Source organism: Lonepinella sp. BR2474 (assembly GCF_051851555.1).
In the GTDB taxonomy this organism is placed as follows: Bacteria; Pseudomonadota; Gammaproteobacteria; order Enterobacterales; family Pasteurellaceae; genus Lonepinella.
Genome location: NZ_JBPDVH010000023.1, coordinates 1 through 472 on the forward strand (window position 1 = coordinate 1; position 472 = coordinate 472).

General features: G+C 52.3%; 1 rRNA gene. It reads right to left on the bottom strand.

Annotated features, from left to right (window positions below):
- Positions 1–452, bottom strand: a 16S ribosomal RNA gene (locus tag ACTG7Q_RS10870); the annotation flags it as partial.
- Between the last annotated feature and the right edge of the window lie 20 nt (positions 453–472).

The following is a 472-nucleotide window of genomic DNA, read 5'->3' on the forward strand; positions in this document are numbered from 1 at the left end:
CCTTCCTCATCACCGAAAGAACTTTACAACCCGAAGGCCTTCTTCATTCACGCGGCATGGCTGCGTCAGGGTTCCCCCCATTGCGCAATATTCCCCACTGCTGCCTCCCGTAGGAGTCTGGACCGTGTCTCAGTTCCAGTGTGGCTGGTCATCCTCTCAGACCAGCTAGAGATCGTCGGCTTGGTAGGCCTTTACCCTACCAACTACCTAATCCCACTTGGGCTCATCCTATGGCATGTGGCCCGAAGGTCCCACACTTTAATCTTGCGATTTTACGCGGTATTAGCGACAGTTTCCCGTCGTTATCCCCCTCCATAAGCCAGATTCCCAAGCATTACTCACCCGTCCGCCACTCGTCAGCAAAGTGCAAGCACTTCCTGTTACCGTTCGACTTGCATGTGTTAAGCCTGCCGCCAGCGTTCAATCTGAGCCATGATCAAACTCTTCAATTTAAGTTCGATCGCTCAATAAA